The sequence below is a fragment of the Microbulbifer variabilis genome (genome assembly GCF_023716485.1).
GTDB classification, from domain to species: Bacteria; Pseudomonadota; Gammaproteobacteria; order Pseudomonadales; family Cellvibrionaceae; genus Microbulbifer; species Microbulbifer variabilis_B.
In genome coordinates, this window is sequence record NZ_CP092418.1 from 1,005,267 (window position 1) to 1,023,583 (window position 18,317).

General features: G+C 49.4%; 11 protein-coding genes. 7 read left to right on the plus strand and 4 right to left on the minus strand.

The genetic code is table 11. The features are described from left to right. Positions 1-619 precede the first annotated feature (619 nt). The 6 genes from MJO52_RS04490 (at position 620) to MJO52_RS04515 (ending at position 10,503) form a co-directional block, all read left to right on the plus strand. Positions 620-2,350 carry an SLC13 family permease gene (locus MJO52_RS04490; RefSeq protein ID WP_252084753.1) on the plus strand — a complete coding sequence of 577 codons (1,731 nt, stop codon included), beginning with the start codon at positions 620-622 and terminating at the stop codon, positions 2,348-2,350. A 34-nt stretch (positions 2,351-2,384) separates the two neighbouring features. After that, positions 2,385-3,305, plus strand: coding sequence for a glycosyltransferase family 1 protein (locus MJO52_RS04495; RefSeq protein ID WP_252084754.1), 921 nt, complete (start codon positions 2,385-2,387; stop codon positions 3,303-3,305). A gap of 29 nt (positions 3,306-3,334) precedes the next feature. Beyond that, on the plus strand, positions 3,335-5,347 hold the full coding sequence (locus tag MJO52_RS04500) for a capsular polysaccharide biosynthesis protein (protein ID WP_252084755.1): 2,013 nt from the start codon (positions 3,335-3,337) through the stop codon (positions 5,345-5,347). A gap of 149 nt (positions 5,348-5,496) precedes the next feature. Continuing rightward, entirely contained in the window at positions 5,497-6,567 is a 1,071-nt protein-coding gene (locus MJO52_RS04505) for a phytanoyl-CoA dioxygenase family protein (protein ID WP_252084756.1), read from the plus strand. Positions 6,568-7,258: 691 nt separating this feature from the next. Further along, entirely contained in the window at positions 7,259-8,512 is a 1,254-nt protein-coding gene (locus MJO52_RS04510; protein ID WP_252084757.1) for a capsule biosynthesis protein, read from the plus strand. A gap of 221 nt (positions 8,513-8,733) precedes the next feature. Further along, positions 8,734-10,503 carry a DEAD/DEAH box helicase gene (locus MJO52_RS04515; protein ID WP_252084758.1) on the plus strand — a complete coding sequence of 590 codons (1,770 nt, stop codon included), beginning with the start codon at positions 8,734-8,736 and terminating at the stop codon, positions 10,501-10,503. A gap of 82 nt (positions 10,504-10,585) precedes the next feature. Here the strand turns inward: MJO52_RS04515 and MJO52_RS04520 are convergent, their stop codons facing one another. Together MJO52_RS04520 and MJO52_RS04525 are read right to left on the minus strand one after the other, a co-directional pair. Then, a complete protein-coding gene (locus tag MJO52_RS04520) occupies positions 10,586-11,125 on the minus strand; it encodes a cytochrome b (RefSeq protein ID WP_252084759.1) in 540 nt (179 codons plus the stop codon). 101 nt (positions 11,126-11,226) lie between these two features. Next, a complete protein-coding gene (locus MJO52_RS04525) occupies positions 11,227-12,162 on the minus strand; it encodes a LysR family transcriptional regulator (RefSeq protein WP_286037006.1) in 936 nt (311 codons plus the stop codon). Positions 12,163-12,343: 181 nt separating this feature from the next. Between MJO52_RS04525 and metE the strand changes: the two genes are divergently transcribed. Further along, complete coding sequence (metE, locus tag MJO52_RS04530) at positions 12,344-14,575, plus strand: 5-methyltetrahydropteroyltriglutamate--homocysteine S-methyltransferase (RefSeq protein ID WP_252084760.1); 2,232 nt, start codon at positions 12,344-12,346, stop codon at positions 14,573-14,575. Positions 14,576-14,655: 80 nt separating this feature from the next. Here the strand turns inward: metE and MJO52_RS04535 are convergent, their stop codons facing one another. Further along, on the minus strand, positions 14,656-16,707 hold the full coding sequence (locus tag MJO52_RS04535) for an amidohydrolase family protein (RefSeq protein WP_252084761.1): 2,052 nt from the start codon (positions 16,705-16,707) through the stop codon (positions 14,656-14,658). A gap of 280 nt (positions 16,708-16,987) precedes the next feature. After that, positions 16,988-18,301 carry a Xaa-Pro dipeptidase gene (gene pepQ / locus MJO52_RS04540; RefSeq protein ID WP_252084762.1) on the minus strand — a complete coding sequence of 438 codons (1,314 nt, stop codon included), beginning with the start codon at positions 18,299-18,301 and terminating at the stop codon, positions 16,988-16,990. Positions 18,302-18,317 lie beyond the last annotated feature (16 nt).

The following is an 18,317-nucleotide window of genomic DNA, read 5'->3' on the forward strand; positions in this document are numbered from 1 at the left end:
TGTGTGCGATATAATGTTAAAAAGTTGCGCGCTGAGGGGCGTTTGTGAATTTCTGGGGTGTGCCCAAGAATTTAATTTTAGCCCATGACTTTTCCTATTATTGCTTCTTAGTAGATAATATTTGGCCTATGCACCGTAAATAGTATTGGTTCTTCAAAATATGCCTCTTTAAAACGTAGCCATTTGTTTTGTCGTTATTCCACAATCCATAGCTATATACTTTGAGAATTTGCTCGTAGTTGGCGCAAAACATCTTGGATTTGTTGCCACAGATTTCATATCGGGTTTAGAGGAGGTTTTTCGGGGGTAGTTTTTTATCTGTTGAGTAATTTTTGAGCAACCCTAAGATTGATACCTGTTTAATTTATGAGCAGGTAGTTTATTGTTCATGCACTGGCATACTTAGGGCTGAACAACCCAATCTCTTTAGTCACTGATAGAAGCTATTGGGCTAGTATGCTTCCATCTTCATCCCTGCGAGAAGAACTAGATTCATTACGAGGTTGGGAGCAAAGCTAGGCGTTGGGTGCCGGCAACAGATTTAGTATAGTTTGCCTTTGCCAAAGATATCTTTTAGGTGAAATATCTACCTAGGTAACCAGAGCGACCCCCCAATTTTATGACTTTTTCCCAATTATTTGTTGCTGGCACTTTCGGTCTAGTTATCTTTACGCTGATTTTTACTCGTGTTCGTCCCTCCTTGGTTTTTGCCTCTGCTGCTATTGTATGTTTTTTGACCGGGTTAGTTCCAGCCGAGTCGGTGCTACAAAAGGCGGTTAACCCCGGCTTGGTGACATTGGTCGTGTTACTACTAATCTCTATTGGCTTGGAGAAAGCACGCTGGCTCCGGGCGATATCTGATGGTTTGATCGGTGGGAAGTTAATATCCAGCCTACTTAGACTTACCAGTGCTACCGCCCTGAGTTCTGCCTTTTTAAATAACACAGCTATTGTCGCGGCGTTGGCATCCAGTGTTAAGGCTCAGAAGCGCCATCCTTCAGGTAAGCTCCTGTTGCCTTTATCTTATGCAGCCATTCTCGGTGGTACACTGACACTAATAGGCACCTCTACTAATTTGATTGTAAATAGCTTTGTCTTGGATAGGGGGGCGGCGTCACTGGACTTTTTTGCTTTCCTACCTATTGGTAGTGCCGCGGTTATGGTAGGGCTGGTAGTATTGTTACTGTGCAATCATCTACTCCCCGAGGGGGGTGCCGTAGAGGAGGAGGCGGCTCAGTATTTGTTGGAGGCTGAAGTCATTCCCGCTTCACCGTTGGATGGCCACAGTGTCGAGCAAAACAATTTACGCCAACTCGAAACACTCTACCTAATCGAAATTGTTCGTGGAGGGCAGAGTATTAGCCCTGTAGCCCCCACCGAACTTATTCGTAGTGGTGACAAGCTGATTTTTAGTGGTGATGTACGTGACCTACAAAGGCTCCAGGCTATAGAGGGGCTGCATTTGTTTGCATTGGATGATGATACTCTGCATATGGACCTGACAGAGGTCGTTCTAACTCCCAATTCCAGTATCGTCGGTGAAACCTTAAAAAGTTGTCAGTTTCGAACTCGTTTCGATGCAGCCGTGGTGGCAATGCGCCGAGGCGGTGATCGCCTGTCCGGAAAGCTTGGTGAGGTTGAGCTTCAACCTGGTGATGCCTTACTTTTGGCGGTAGGGCAGGATTTTAAGCACCATCGTAATATTGATAAGAATTTCTATGTAATCAGTGGTACTGATGTACAGCGCCAACTAACTTCTAGGGACAGTTGGTTACTGGGGCTGGGGTTCGCTAGTGTTGTGGCAGGATCAGCTCTGGGGCTCTTTTCACTACTAAAAGGCTTGGTGGTATTGCTAGGTTTTATGGTGATATTGAACATCGTTACTACCACTGAACTACAACGGCGCTTTCCATTCCAGATCTGGATCATTATTGCCAGTGCGTTAGTCTTAGCAGAAGCTTTCTCCGGTAGTGGACTGGCAGATAGTCTTGCTCTGTCAATGCGAGATTCACTCCAGGGGGCTGGACCATTTGTTGGGGTTATTGGTATTTTTTTGCTGACTCTGTTGTTAACCGAATTGATGACCAATAATGCTGCAGCGGCGCTCACATTTCCATTAGCCTGGAGTTTAGCCGATAGCTTTGGCGTTAGTTGGATGCCGTTTGTGATGGCTGTAGCTTATGGGGCCAGTGCAAGTTTCCTGACGCCTTTTGGTTATCAAACTAATTTAATTGTACAAAACTTGGGTGGCTACCATTTACGTGACTTCTTACGTGCAGGCTTACCCCTCACAATTGCCTATTCAATAACAGTTTTGATACTACTGCCAATCATATTTCCTTTTAAGTGATGACCCTATATTTACCTGAACTACTGGAGTATGAATGGAAGTAGCTAGCCGTTGGATCGTTGTAGAGGAGGGGCCTAATCCCTCGACCGATTACTTTGTTATTCCCTACTTACGCAAGCTTGGGGTAAATATCAAGCGCTTAACTTTCAATGAGCTTCCTTCTGAAGGTGAGCTCAAAGGGGTGCAGCTCATTTTTGTACGTTATATTTCTCGTTCCTGGCAATCACTGATACAACAGAATTTAAGCAAGTTATCTGGCGTTTCGGTATTTCTTGATGATGATTTGTTGGATTGGTCTGCCTTCGCGAGGATGCCAGTGCGCTATCAGTCCAAAATCCTGCGCTATAGCTGGTCCAAACAGCGTTGGCTAAAGTCTATAGGGGCGAAATTACTGGTCTCAACTCCATTTCTACAGAATAAATATCGGGATTGGTCCCCTGAATTATTGTCGGCAGAGCCACTGGATCTAGATAAAGGCCAGCAACTTTCTATTTTCTATCATGGATCAGCGTCCCACTATGAGGACATCAACTGGCTCTATCCAATTATCAAAGAAGTAATGGCAGAAAATCCGGATCTGAGCTTTGAGATTATTGGGGATAAACATGTAAATCGTTTATTTAGTGGTGTACCAAGAGTACGGGTACTGTACCCCATGAAATGGCCTACTTATTTATCCTTGCTACGGAGGCCGGGACGTTCTATAGGCTTAGCTCCTCTTTTGGACAGCCCCTTCAATAGGGCAAGATCCCATACCAAATTTTATGATATTACGCAGGCAGGTGCGGTGGGCATTTATGCGGAGGGGGCTATCTACGGTAAGGTGGTTCGACATCAGGAGAATGGAATTCTATTGCCTATGGAGCCATCACTCTGGATAGAAGGCATTTTACAATTGGCAGCTGATGATGCTTTAAGAGGAAAACTGCTGAGTGAGGCAAAAAAATGCCTGTAGTTGGGCACTGCTCTTTAGGGCTTAGCAGAATGCGTACCCTAGAGCGTTTTCTTGGTGCTAAGTGTCAATATGTATTTTCCAGGCCTAATAGAAACGTAAGCCAAATGGTGGGCTGGGGGCTCAAGGCTACGTCGATAAAGGCAAAGCGAATAGCCACACGGAATGGACTTCCTTACTTCTGTATTGAGGATGGTTTTTTACGCTCTCTGGGGTTGGGAGTGGAGGGAGCACAAGCGCATAGTTTGGTCATGGACTATAGCGGTATTTATTACGACGCCTCTCGCCCCAGTGATCTTGAGGGCTTGATCAGTGCAAGTGATTTTAGCGTTGAAGAACTCAATAGGGCTGAAAATGGACTTTATCTTCTTCGTACCCACCGTTTGTGCAAATATAACAAATCGGTTGACATCCCTCTGGATTTAGCAGATGAGCGTCCGGCGATCCTGGTGGTAGACCAGACTTATGGTGATATATCAATAACCGCTGGGTTGGCTTCCGAGAGCCACTTCAGGGAAATGCTGCGAAGTGCGATTACTGAAAATCCAGGTGCTGAGATCTGTGTCAAAGTACATCCTGACGTTATTTCAGGCAGAAAACGTGGTTATTTGCAAGAGCTTGCAAAGCAAGAAGGCTGTAGGATTATTGGACAGGATTTATCTCCATGGTCAATATTTGACCGCGTTGAAAAAGTCTATGTAGTTACCAGTCAGCTGGGTTTTGATGCATTGATCGCAGGTAAGGAAGTGCACTGTTTTGGTGTTCCTTTCTATGCAGGCTGGGGGCTCACAAAGGATCGCCAGTTTGTTGACAGACGCAATGTAAAACGAACACTGACTGAAATTTTCTGTGCGGCCTATCTTCGCTATTGCCGTTATATCAATCCTTATACGGGTGTTACATGCGAATTTGAAGATACGTTGTCATTGATTTTGGAACAAAAAAGACAGTGGCAACGTTTTCAGGGGACATGGTTAGGAATTGGATTTTCCCCATGGAAACGCAGTTTTATTCCCAATTTTTTGGGGGATAAATCTAGGATTACTTTCTTCAGATCTCTTGATAGGGCTGCAATAACCAGACCTAATACCAATATTTTGGTGTGGGCCAGTAAGGTTACAGATTCTTTGGTTGAGCAGTGTCAACAAAATCAATTAAATTTATGGAGAATTGAAGATGGTTTTCTACGCTCAACGGGTTTGGGTGCTGACCTGGTAAAACCAAGCTCATTGGTATTGGATGCGTGTGGTATTTATTTTGATGCCCGCTATTCCAGTGATCTGGAAGTGTATCTCAATAGTGCTAGATTTTCATCGGAAAGTTTAATTCAAGCAAAAATATTGCGAGATAATTTAATAAATAAAAGAGTAACTAAATATAACATTGGTCGAGAATTGTCACCTTATGAGCTGGAGATTCCGAGGGATAAAAAAATTATTCTAATTCCCGGTCAAGTTGAGAGTGATGCTTCCATTGCCACTGGATCGCCGCTAATAAAAAGTAACTATGCTTTGTTGAAAGAGGTGAGGGCGAGAAATCCTAGTGCCCATATTATCTATAAGCCCCACCCAGATGTTGTTGAAGGTGCAAGAGAAGGGGGGATGCCTGTAGGTGCAAAATCCCTTTACGACAGTTTAATTGAAAAAGGTGATATTTCTCTGCTTTTGGATAAAGTGGATGAAGTGCATACCATGAGTTCACTGTGTGGTTTTGAGGCTTTGTTGCGAGAAATCAAAGTGGTAACTTATGGGCTTCCTTTTTATGCTGGTTGGGGGCTTACAGAAGATATACTTCTCAGTGCGCCAGTATATGACGCTTTCGATTTGCAGTCTTTTAAACTTCGGCGGCAAAGAGCGTTAAGTTTGGAGCAGTTAATCGCTGGTACTCTACTTTTCTATCCTGTATATGTGGATTCGGTGAGCGGTGAATTTATTGATGCAAAAACCAACATTGAGATCTTGCAAAAAAGTCGCAAATCCGATCAATCGGCAAGCTTTTTCTTGCAGATATTTCGTTGGTATCGGAGTCGATTTTTAAAGTATTGAATTTCAGCTCAATACTTTTTATCTATGTTTTGTCAATTAATTTGGCAACAAATATAAGTCGGTTTTGAGTGTTTGATTTTGTTGGGCCTCCCTCTTTTTTGTGGGAGGGGTAAAACCTGCTTAGAACATATTTTAATTTGGGGAGTGTTATGTGGCGTTCTATGGTTGGGCTAAGCTGGAAAGTACCAAAGTGGATTTTTGAGTCGCTCAGCTGGGGTAAAAGTTTTAAGAATAATCCCCTGCTGGGCAATAGCTTCTTAAATCGCTGTGGGTTACATGTGATCAGAGTTATTCTGGCCCACCTGCTTTTTCGATTTCGTCTTTTACTATTATCTCCTTTGGTCTCCTCAGAAGATCGGCGTGAATTCATACGTAATGGTTATTTACTTAAGAAAAATTTTCTTTCTCAGGCTGAGTTTCAACGCTTGACTAAAGAGTTGATTGAGCTGAAGGCCCCTGTCAGAGAGGTTATTGAGGGAACTACCATTACCCAACGAGTCTTTATGGACTCTACGGAGAGAGCTAAAACACCAAACTTTCAAAGGCTTTATTCCCATAAAGGTTTGGATAGATTGATGCGTTATTGTTCCTCAAAGAATCGACCTCCACTCTTTTATATTGAAAATTTATGTAACCATGCGAACGTTACTCCACGTCCAGATCCTCAGCGGGATTTGCATGCAGACACGTTTCATCCATGTGTAAAAGCCTGGTTATACATAGATGATTCTTCAGATACTAATGGCTCATTTGTTTATGTTCCCGGTTCCCACCGGTTGACATGGAGGCGGCTCAAATGGGAATACAGGCAGAGTTTAGAAGCATGTAAGAAAGGGGCCGATCGTGCTCCAGGGCGCTATTGGGATGGCTCATTTCGCGTAAGTACTCAGGAACTGGCAGAAATGGGTTTTAAAGCGGAGAAGCTATCCGTGCCGAAAAATACGCTTATCATTGGCAATGTTTATGGTTTCCATTGCCGTGGTAGAGCGCTACAAAAGTCACACCGAATGACGGTTTGGATGCAGGCGCGTGATAACCCATTTAACCCCTTGTTCACCCCTTTCCCGAGATCAACCGCGTTGCTATTTGAGTGGATATGGAAGAAGGCGTTGATGAAGATTGATAGCCGGAAAACAGAAGGAGGAGAACAGAGTAACTATTTTGGTACCTTTAATCGTGCTAAAAGTGTGATGGCTTCCAAAATACTTGAGTCTGAATAATTCTGAATGCAATCGATTGAAATACATTTTATTTTAAGTTGGGCACTGTAGTGCAGAGAAAAAGTTGGCTCTTGAAAAAGTGAGCGCGCATCAAGTTATTTGAAATATATTAGAGGATTTTAAACCTGCTAGAGACGAACATTGCTGGCGAGCTCCTCGTGTAATAGGTTGTCTTGGCATTATTTTCTTTACTCTCTAGAATAGCCGTCCGTGAAGTACGCCACACTCTTCAAATGAGCAATCTCAGAGAGTCATCTGTTCTGCTATATATAAAGTGAAGGCTACTGGTGTCTATTCCGGTTCCTATAGAGCCTGCTTCCAACCCCATTACTGAAATGAATTTTGAATCTGCATCAATTTACCAGAGAAGTATCCACAGGCCCGCATCGTTATTTATCGGGCAAACTTGTCTCTAAAGGTGGCTTTTCAGGCTATCGCCTGATGGATAAATTTGCGGTAATGTATCCTGAAGACTTGTTTATACCGCTAAATTAGTGCCTGTACAATCGATGTTCGTTTTTTATTCGGAAATTTTTGGGCTATTGAATGACCAGCTTTGTGTTTCTTGTTGCGATGTTTATTGGTCTGCTATAGCAGTCGTTTGTATGTGATGAGTTATCGATCGTCCCCTTGATGTTTCATTGTTCAGTTTCAATGCCCCTAGTAGGGTGACTCCGGAGTAGGCCTATTCATGTCTGTGGCAGTATTTTTACAGGGACCGCATGGCCCGTTTTTTGCCCAGCTGGCAAAGCGGTTTTCGCAACTCGGTGTTGTTACCCACAAGATCAACTTCAATGGAGGTGATCGCTACTTTGGCTGGGGGAACTACCAAGTAGATTTCACCGGTAGAGAAGCTGACTGGCCATCTTTTTTTCGTCGTTATCTTTCTGAGCATGGCGCTGATACGGTTTTTGCATATGGCGACTGCAGAAGGCTGCATGAAAGCGCCAAAAAAGTATGCCAATCGATGGGAGTTGCTTTTATCGTTTTCGAGGAAGGCTATCTGCGCCCCGATTTTGTCACTATGGAGTGGGGTGGGGTTAATGCTTTTTCCTCAACTGATTGGTCCAGGCAGGCAATAGACCAATATCTACCTAGAGGCTGTACCCCGGCGGCGCCAGTTGGTCATACTTTTTGGCGGCGTGCCTACTTCGCATCTGCTTATTACTTGGCTATGCGTTTTGCCCAATCAGAGTTTGCCAGTTATCGCCATCACCGGAATCGCAGTTGGTTACAGGAGGGCGTCTGTTGGCTGAGAAGCTTTTATCGTAAGGGACTCTATAAGTTCAACGAGCGCGGCCTTATCCGCCAGATGACTGGAAAGTACAGTGGCCGTTTTTACCTGTTTCCTCTGCAGACCTGCGATGATTTTCAGTTGCGCAAGCATTCTGACCTGCTCTCGATTGAGAATGCGATAGATGTCGTGTGTAAATCTTTTGCACGAAATGCGCCTGAAGATACGGTCATTGTTTTTAAGCACCATCCGATGGACCGCGGCTTTTGCCACTATCAAAGGCTGATCAGTGTACTGGAAGCGCGTTATCGGATAAGTGGGCGGGTGATTTATTGTCATGATCTGCATTTACCGACCTTGTTGGACCATACAAGGGGTGTGGTAACTATCAACAGTACTGTGGGCATTTCCGCACTGCTTCACAAGGTGCCTACCAAGGTAATGGGGCGGTCCTTATATGATTTGCCGGGTTTGACGCACCAGGGCAGCCTTTCTAGTTTCTGGAAAAAGCCAGAGCCGGTAGACATCAATTTTTTCCGGCGTTTTCATACTTATCTGTATGAGCGCACACAGGTGGATGGCAGCTTTTCCCGAGGGCTTAAGTCGACAGTGGACAGGATTTGTGCCCGTTTGAAGGAAGTTGGTAGAAAAGACTCCATTTTGCCGCTATCAAAGCCTGTCGGCACTAATATCAGGACCGATGCAAAATGAGTGTTCAGTGGTTTTTTAACTAGATTGCGGCCCCTGCCTGGTCTTTTCTCTTCTATCATTCTCCCACTGTGGGGCCGAGATTTCGCAGCTGTTGTGGCTTTCTTCTGGTATCTGCTTAAAAAACAGGCTGATCTGGGACGCCTAACCTGTTAGACTGCGCGACCTTTTGACCCACCGCTCCGGTCCCACGATAGGGACTTAGGCTTCAAGTGAATTCCGAAATGACCGATACCCCAAAACCGGCCGGCTTCGACCAGCTGGGCCTGCCGCCTGAAATCCTAACTGCCATCGAAAAACTGGGCTATGAGACCCCCTCTCCGATTCAGGCACAGACAATCCCCTCCCTGTTGGAGAATCGCGATGTGCTGGGCCAGGCCCAGACCGGCACCGGCAAAACAGCTGCTTTTGCACTGCCTTTACTGTCCAAACTGGACCTGAAAAACCGTCGGCCGCAAGCTTTGGTACTAGCGCCGACTCGTGAATTGGCTATCCAGGTAGCTGAGGCTTGCCAGGCTTATGCTTCTAACCTGAAAGGCTTCCATGTGGCTCCAATTTATGGCGGTGCCGACTATCGTGGACAGATCCAACAATTAAAACGCGGTGTGCAGCTAGTGGTGGGTACCCCTGGCCGAGTGATGGATCATATGCGTCGCGGTTCCCTGGATCTCTCCAATCTGAGTACCTTGGTGCTGGATGAGGCCGATGAAATGTTGCGCATGGGTTTTATCGACGATGTGCAGTGGGTATTGGAACAGATTCCGGAAGAGCGCCAGATCGCGCTGTTCTCCGCCACCATGCCCAAAGAGATCGCTCGGATAGCTCGCGAGCATTTACACGAGCCAGTTGAAGTCAAAATCCGTGTCAAGCAAGAGACTGCGGAGACCATCCGCCAGCGCTACTGGCCCGTGGGCGGTTTGCATAAACTGGATGCCCTGACTCGTATCCTCGAAGCCGAGCCGGTAGATGCCACGATTATTTTCGTACGCACCAAAAACAGCACTGTTGAGCTTGCAGACAAGCTGGCCGCGCGCGGTTTTGCCAGTGCCGCCCTGAATGGCGATATGGCGCAGAACCTGCGCGAGCAGGTAATCGATAAGCTTAAGAACGGCAAGCTCGATATTGTTGTGGCCACTGATGTGGCAGCGCGCGGACTGGATGTGAAACGTATCAGCCACGTGATCAACTACGACATCCCTTACGATACCGAAGCCTATATTCATCGTATCGGTCGTACCGGCCGCGCCGGTCGTGAAGGGGATGCCATCTTGTTTGTGGCGCCGCGTGAACGCCGTATGCTACGTGTTATTGAGAAGGCCACCAAGAAGCCCATTGAGAAGCTGGAGTTACCCAGTGCCGAGATGGTTAACAGTGCCCGTATGCAGCGCTTCCGCGAGCGTATTACCGCAACCCTGGAAGGCCAGACAGACCTGGCACCCTACCGCTTGCTGGTGGAGGAATTCCTCGCCCAGAATGAAGTGGACCCACTGGATGTCGCTGCTGCCTTGGCCTCCATGGCCCAGGGTGACCAGCCGCTGCTGATCAAAGAGCAGGAGTCCAAGCCGCGCAGGGAAAGGGAACGCCGCGAGCGGGACGATGATTTTGAAGGGCGTCGCCGTAAGAAAGACGGTTATGAAAAAGACCGCAAGATGCCGGCACCCGATGAGGGGCTGGAGCGCTACCGTATCGAAGTTGGTCGCGAGCACGGTGTGCGTCCGGGTGGTATCGTTGGTGCCATTGCCAACGAGGTGGATCTGGATAGTTCCTATATAGGTCGTATTGAGATCTATGGAGACTTCACCACCGTGGACCTTCCGGAAGGTATGCCCAAGGAAATCTTCCAGCATCTGAAGAAGGTACGGGTGGCTGGTAAGCCCATGAAGATTTCCCGTTTTGATGAGTCGGCCGTTAAGGCGAAGGGCAAACCTAAAGGTAAGCCCAAAGGCAAACCCAAGGGCAAGCCCAAGTTCAAACGGGATAATGGCGGGGAGTAATCTTTTCCCAGCAAATATCCAAGGCATAAAAAACGGCGCTTATAGCGCCGTTTTTTATGCCGCAAGTCTAGGGTAGCAGTGCTTAGCGCTGCGGTAACATACGGGTCAGAGTGCTATCGCGCATGACGAAGTGGTGCCAGAGCGCGGCGGCGATATGCAGTCCCACCAATATCAGCAGGGCCGGCCACAGAACATCCTTGTGCAGGAAACCGAGCTGCTTGCCCAGGTCTGAATTCTCTGCCAGTAGGCGCGGTAGGGCAAAAAGGTCAAAAAACTCTGTATCCCTGCCGAACAGCTGACGCATCGCAATACCGGAAACCGGCATTGCTAGTAAAACCAAGTAGAGAGCACCATGGGTCAGGTTGGATAAGGCCTTCTGCCAGGAGCGGCCCTGGATCTGCGGGCGCTTGTGGCGCGCACGCCAGTAGAGACGAACTGCCAGCAGCATTAACACCGCGACACCCAGAGAGAAGTGCAGGCGCATAAACCAGCCGCGCATTGGATCGTCGCGTTCAAAGAATTCGTGCAGCTCTACGGCGCCCCATACCGCCAGTAGTAGAATCACAAACAGCCAATGCAGGCCTTTACTCACTGAGTTCCAGCGATCATTCGTTGTGGACATAGAACGTCTCCTGTAAAGCAGCGCCCAGCGCGGGCGTTAGGTTGCGGCGGGCGTGTGCACCCGCTCCAGTTATCTGTTGCTGATAGTAGTGGCTAGTTCGCTTAACTCGCCGCGCGAATCCCGTTTAGATGGCTAAAACAGGTATCCCGGGCGGTCCGCAGAAAGTCAGCGGCATAGGCTTGCTCCAGCATTTCCTCGCGTACGGCGGCATAAAGAGTACTCCATAGACCCTTTTCCCCCAGACGCAACTGCGCCACAAATCCTTTTTGCAGATATTCGTGCAAGGCCCAGTTGGGCAGGGCGCAGACACCTCGGCCACTGGCCACCAGCTGCACCATCATAACCGTCAACTCTGCCGTGCGTACACCCGCGGGCTCGATGCCAGCGGGCTCGAGGAAATTCTGGAAAATATCCAGTCGCTCCCGCTCCACCGGGTAAGTGATCTGTACCTCTCCGGCCAACTCCCCGGGAGTCACCCAGCGGCGCTTGGCATCATCTTGTAATAGTGGATGTTTGCGGCTGAGTGCCAGGCACATCTCAAAGCTGAATAGTGGCTGATAGTGGATGCCTTTCAAATCCCGGTCTGGATTAGAGGTGACCACCAGATCCAAGTCACCGCGGGTAAGGGCTGGCAGCGGTGCGAAGTGAAAGCCACTGCACAGATCCAGCTCCACCTCGGGCCAGTCGTCGCGATAAGTATTCAAAGCCGGCATCAACCACTGGTAACAGCTGTGGCATTCGATAGCGATATTCAAGCGTCCCGACTGGCCGGAGGCCAGCCGTGCCAAGTCTCGCTGGGCTAGAGCCGCGCGCGGCAATATGTCATCGGCCAGCTGCAGCAGGCGCAAGCCGGCGCTGGTAAAGCGCAGCGGGCGGGATTTACGCACAAATAGTGGCAGGTTGTGGCGCTCCTCCATTTCCCGGAACAGATGAGAGAGGGCCGATTGGGTCAGGTGTAGATGCTCAGCGGCGCGCACCAGGCTGCCAGTCTCGCGCAGAACAGAGAGGGCGCGCAGATGGCGCATTTCTATCATCATTAAAATTATTCATGTTCATTGCAAAAAATATGAAATTGATTGAATAACACTACAGGCACACAATCAAGTCCTAAGCCTCACAAGTGGTGAAGCCGCAATCGGTAGACAAATAGCGCCGACATGTGTGGGCAGGAAAAAAGGGCTTGGCCCTCTCACAGGAACGGACTTGGGAAAGTAGAAAATGGTGCAAACGCATGTCCTCGGTTATCCGCGCATCGGCGCTGATCGCGAACTAAAGAAAGCTCAGGAAGCCTATTGGCGTGGTGAAATATCTCAGCAGCGGCTACTGGAAGTTGGTGAGAGTATTCGTCGGGAGAACTGGCAGGCCCAGGCAAGTGAGGGGCTCAATTTAGTGACGGTTGGCGATTTTGCCTGGTATGACCAGGTACTCAATCATTCGCTGATGTTTGGTGTGGTTGCTGAGCGCTTTGCCGAAGGCGCTGCGAGCAATAAATTGGACCAGTACTTTCGTCTAGCCCGCGGCCGCGCGCCCTCCGGTCAACCGGTTGCGGCGAGTGCCATGACCAAGTGGTTCGATACCAATTATCACTATTTAGTGCCAGAGCTTCACGAGAAGCAAACTTTTACCCTGGATAGTAATTGGTTGCTGGAAGAAATACGTGAAGCACAATCCCTGGGTTATAAGGCCAAGCCGGTGGTTCTCGGGCCGCTCACTTACCTCTGGTTGGGGCGGGGTGTTGATGATGTTCTGGATTTGCTCGCCAATCTATTGCTCTGCTATGCCGAGCTGTTTTCCCAGTTTGAAAGCCTGGGGGTGGAATGGGTGCAAATTGATGAGCCGATTCTCGGTTTGGATTTGCCAGAGCAATGGCGCAGTGCGTTTCACACTGTGTATGCCCAGCTCAACCAGATGGCAGATTTGCAATTATTGCTGTCGACCTATTTTTCCCCGTTGCGGGAAAACCTGCAGTTGGCTTTTTCCCTGCCGGTTGGGGGAGTACACATTGACTGCGTAAGGGCGCCAGAGGAGCTTGCGGAAGCCGCGCAGTTGCTTGGGGAAGATCAGGTACTTTCCGCGGGGGTACTGAATGGCCGCAATGTTTGGCGAGCGGATTTGCAGAAGTGGCAATCACAGCTGAAGCCTCTGGCGGATCGTTTGGGCGAGCGCCTATGGCTTTCGGCCAGCTGTTCACTACTGCACAGCCCGGTGGACTTGGATACAGAAACATTGTTGCCGGCTGAGCAAAAACAAAAGCTTGCCTTCAGTCGCCAGAAGTTAGCGGAGTTGGCCCAGTTGCAAAAACTATTGGCCGAGCCAGTTCCATCAACGGCAACTCCAGAAGAGAACCCTATCGCCGGCAACTCCGTCACTGAGCGCTTACAGGACAGCTGGCGTGCACAGCGCTATCAGGAGCGCGCGGTACTGCAGGAAAAATGCTGGCAGTTACCACTGTTGCCGACCACCACGATCGGCTCTTTCCCACAAACGGACCTATTGCGCAAGGTACGTCGCCAGCATCGCAGCGGTGAGATCAGTGAGTTGGATTACACCCAGCATTTGCGTGCGGAGATTGCCGAGGCGATCCGTCGCCAGGAAATTCTTGGCTTGGACGTGTTGGTACACGGTGAAGCCGAACGCAACGATATGGTGGAGTATTTTGGCGAGCAACTGCAGGGGTTTGTACATACTGGCAATGGTTGGGTACAGAGCTATGGGTCCCGCTGTGTAAAACCGCCAATTATTTTCGGTGACATTTCTCGTCCACAGGCTATGACGGTGGAGTGGAGCAGCTATGCCCAGAGCCTGACCCAAAGGCCGGTAAAAGGCATGCTCACAGGTCCAGTGACGATTCTCAACTGGTCTTTCCCTCGTGAGGATATCCACCGAAGTGAAAGTTGCTTGCAGATTGCCGAGGCATTACGCCAGGAAGTATTGGATCTTGAGAATGCGGGTATAGGAATCATTCAGATTGATGAGCCGGCTCTGCGCGAAGGGGTCCCCCTGCGTGAATCCGAGCATGCTGATTATTTTGCCTGGGCGGTGGGATGTTTTCGTTTTACCTGTAGCGAGGTAAAAGCGGAAACCCAGATTCACACCCACATGTGTTATAGCAATTTCAATGCAATCATGGAGGCGATTGTCTCTTTGGATGCGGATGTCATTACTATCGAATCAGCCCGTTCAGATCTGCGTCTGCTCAGTGCTTTTGCCGATAGGAATGGCGGTTACCCCAATGAAATAGGGCCGGGAATTTACGATATCCACTCCCCTAATGTGCCTGAGCGGGAAGAGCTGGTTGAGCGTCTGAAGAAAATTGCCGAAGTAGTGCCGATACAGCGGCTTTGGGTGAACCCAGATTGTGGCTTAAAAACCCGCAGCTGGGCCGAGGTGGGCTCCTCCCTACTGAATATGGTGGAAGCGGCGCGTACTGTGCGCAGCGAGTTGGCCTAATATTTGGCTAATAAAAAAACCGGCAGTCTTTCTGACTGCCGGTTTTTACTTTTCTTTTTTTTGCTTGCCGCTTTGTCTTTTTATTCAGACTTGGCTGCAATGGTAGTCGTACCATTTAATTCAAATGGCACCGAGGGGTGGAACGATTTGATGCCCAGGGCTTGATACAGTTCATCGGGACGATAGAGATTTTGCCCTTCAATAACCAATGCGGTGCGACGCAGTGCGCTGATATCTTCCAGCGGATTACCTTCCAGTAAAACCAGGTCTGCATTTTTACCCACGGTGATACTGCCAGTATATTGATCGGCTCCCATTACCTGGGCGGGTACCAGTGTGGCAGTACGTAGTACATCCATAGCGGATATACCGGATTTGGCATAGAGCTCCAACTCGCGCAGCAGGGTAAACCCGGGAATACCATCGGAACCCGCTACCATGGTCACCTTGTGCTCATGCAGTTTACGCATCATTTTCAGCAGGGCATCGGCGGAGAGGTCGTAGTCATCCCTATGTTCCGGTTTTACATCCAGCTCGGCACCGACAAATGCGCGCTGAATATTCACCGGTAAATGGCCGGCGATATCTTCAAACTCCGGATCTACTTTGCCAGGCTGGCGCAGCAACATAGAGCTAAATACGGTAGTCGTGGCATCTACCACTGTGCCTTTTTCAGCGAGTTTATCCAGGAAATCGCCAACCTCTGCACTTTCCAAGTCCAGCTCGTGGGCATGTTCACCAATCTCGGTAAAACGCAGTTTTTTGCGGGTGTCGATCTTGCCCATAAAATTGAGGAACAGCATATTGATATGCTGGATTTCATCAAAGCCGGCATCCACTGCTTCCTCTGCGGTCATAAAGGCGGGGATATGCCCGGATAAGCGCATGCCGTTTTCGTGGATATGTTTGGCTAAGGGGGCGATCCATTCAGGTTCCATGGAGCTGTAAGTTTTTATCTGTTGGTAGCCATGTTCCGCATACCACTCGACAATTTCCTTGGCTTCTTCCAGGCTATCTGCCGTTTTACCCATGCGCATGGCATTTTCACTTTCCCTGTCCATAAAGCCCGCACGGAACAGGTCACCGCCGATAATCTGTTCGGACTCATACAGGCCGGAGATGCGCATAATATTTTCGTGGGTATTACCGATATCGCGCACATTAATAATACCGGCGGCCATATTCAGGGCACCATCAGTGGGTGACAGGTGTGCGTGCATATCCCACAGCCCGGGAATCAGGGTGTGGCCTTTGGCATCGATACGGGTGGCGTTTTGGACTTTGATTGGGCGGCGGCTAATCTTGGTGATTTTGCCGTTTTCCACCAGTAAGTGGCGACGCTTGCGGAGCTTGCCCGCTTCTACATCCACCAGATTGACGTTGCTAATCAGGATCGGCTGGGCGGAGGTATGGGTGTGCTTTTCGGCGATATCCAGTAAATACTGGTCGGAAGCGGCAACCTGGTGTTCTTTGAGTTGTTGCAGGTGAGATTTATCCCAGCCTTTGCGCAGTATGGCGAACCAGCCTCCTTCATCGGCGGCAAACAGATCACCGGATTCATCGTACCAGGCCAGGTCCGGAGTAAAACCCAGGCCACTCACACCGTAGAGATACACGGTTTTTTTCTCATCGCCCTGCTCAAGAGTGAGCTGATCTAGCTTGTGTAGCTGGGCTTGTCCTTGGGGGAGTAAACCTATGCTATGATCCTTATCGGCAAGTAGCGCTTTTACCAGCTGGGTTTGTACGGCCAGAGTCGAGTTTTTGGGAATATAAAACTGCGCTTCGGAAGTTTTTGCGCTGCCGTGTTCATCGGTGCCTTGCCAAGTGGCCACACCATCTTTCAGTGTAAATTCTTCATTAACTGGCGCGCCAAAGGGGCTGATACCTTCAATGTGGACCTGCTCGGGCATTTTGGCAGCGCCGATCGTGAAGCTCTCCTTTAGATTGAGTCGGCGGTTATTCCAACCGAGCTTTAATTCCCCGGAAATTTTCGAGCCCTTTTGTTCGATCACCTCGCTGCCGGCGATACCCTCTTTATCGTAAAAGATATATTCGATTGATTTTGCATAGGCGCAATTGGCAGTGGCAAATACCGCTGCGGCGACCAGTGTTGCTAGCCTGGACTTTTTCATAGGGCGAACCTTTCTTGTTGTTTTTGCGCAGGGGAGGTTGGCTGTTTTTTTCTATTCAGGCAAGAGATAGCAGTACAGAGAGTGATGGCTTTAGGAGTAATTTCGGCAGAAGGATGAATCAGGGCGACAGGGCGTTGGGATAAACCTCAGTGGTTTTTTATTTTACCTATTAAGGGTGAGGGAGAGCTTGAGGAGATCCGGCAACCTGGAAGACAGCAAAACCTGCCAGATTGCCTTACTCTTGGCGAGAGCGAGTTAGAGTATCTATTTACCTATGGCATTAATACTCTACCTCGCAGGCGCGGGTGAGGTTCTCGTTCGCTTCGGCACCCACCACAATATTGTCCTCAATACGCACGCCGCCGTAGGGGTGGAACTCTTCAACCTTATTCCAATTAACTTCACTGGCAAGGGGGGAGGCTTTCAATTCTGCCAGCAGACTATCGATAAAGTAGAGCCCCGGCTCAATAGTAAATACTTGGTTTTCTTCAATAGTGCGGCTGGTGCGCAGGAAAGGGTACTCCGCAGGTGGGGGTGTGGTACCGCCATCGGGGCCACTCTGGTGACCACCCACATCGTGTACCTGCAGACCGAGGAAGTGGCCCAGACCATGAGGCATAAATGGCCGGGTTAATCCGGACTCCACCGCACTCTCGGCAGAAGATTTGATGATATCGAACTGGGCCAGCAACTCGCCAACTTTCAAGTGGCACTGGCGGTGTAGATCCGGGTAGGGCAGGCCGGGTTTGAGGCCGTCCACCAGCTGCAGCTGCTTTTCATCCATTGCCGCCACCAGCTGAGCAAACTCGCTGTCGGCATAGCTATAGGTGCGGGTGATATCCGCACAATAGCCGTTGCAATCGGCCCCTGCGTCTATCAGAAAGGTCTTTAATTCTGTGCCGGGCAGGCGCTGGGTGGAGAGGTGGGTGTAGTGCAGTATCGCTGCGTGTTCATTGAGGGCCACGATATTGCCGTACGGCATGGTGTTCTCGCCCTGGCCGGTAGCACTCAAGTAGGCTTGGTTGATCTCGAACTCGCTGGCGCCACCGCGGAAAGCCAGTTCAGCGGCTCGGTGCCCTGCCACCGCAATGCGGTTGGCCTCGCGCAGGCAGGCGACTTCATAAGGGGTCTTGTTGGCGCGCGCCCAATGTAGACGGTTGATTAGGGTTTCGGGGTTGATCTCGCCGAGTGTCCAGTCCTGGAACCTATCAGCGTCACCAATGAAGGCGGCGTTATCCGCGTTTAGGAATTCCCGGGCATCTGCTGGCTTACTCAACAGCTCGATATCGTAGAGCTCACTCCAGAAGGTCTGTGGCGCGGGTGGGACATAGTGCCAGAAGTCCACCGGGCGGTAGAACAAGAGTTTGGGCTTCTGCCCACGCCTGTAGATCACCCAACTGTTGGGGTTGTCGGTGATTGGTACCAGGGCCTTGAACTGGGGATTGACCTTAAAAGGGTAGGGATTGTCATCCAGAAACTGCATCCTGGGTGCACCGCTGAATACATTCAGGGTATCGAAGCCGCAGGACTCCAATATTTCATCGTAGCGGCGGCACAGGGTGGCCATATGATCTGCGTAAAGGTTTTTATCCATGTTCTCCCCGGAATGG